Genomic DNA, 446 nt, shown 5'->3' with positions numbered 1-446 from the left:
GCTGCGTGGCCTACGGTGAGGACGCCTTCATCCAGGGCGAATCCAGCGGTGTGACCCGCATCAGCGACGAAGAAATCCTCGCGATGACCAACGAATACCTCGACCACGCCCTCAACGCACGAAACCCATAATGCCCACCACCCACCGACCCTGGCCGGCCGTCACCGTGGTGCTCGCGGTGGTGCTCGCCGTGCTGGCAGGGGTGGTGTGGTGGCGCCCCACCCCAACCACCACCAGCACCAGCCCGGGTCCTAGCGGCAGCCCGGGCCAGGCCAGGCCGTCGGGCACCCCAACCCCGATTGACCTGGGCACCCCCACCCCGAAACGCAAACTCCCCCCAAAGATCAACTGGCCCGTACTCCCACCAGCCGAAACCCTCCCCAAACTCTTCAACGGCCTCCCCATCGACCAATTCAACCACCCAGAAACCCTCGGCAACCTCCCCC

General features: G+C 66.4%; 1 pseudogene. It reads left to right on the top strand.

The features are described from left to right. Positions 1–130: 130 nt before the first annotated feature. Positions 131–446, top strand: a pseudogene (locus EII42_RS12275) (hypothetical protein); the annotation flags it as partial.

Source organism: Tessaracoccus sp. OH4464_COT-324, from assembly GCF_003932855.1.
Taxonomy (GTDB): Bacteria; Actinomycetota; Actinomycetes; order Propionibacteriales; family Propionibacteriaceae; genus Arachnia.
Note: the sequence above shows the minus strand (reverse complement) of the source record. Positions and strands in the feature narration are given on the sequence as shown.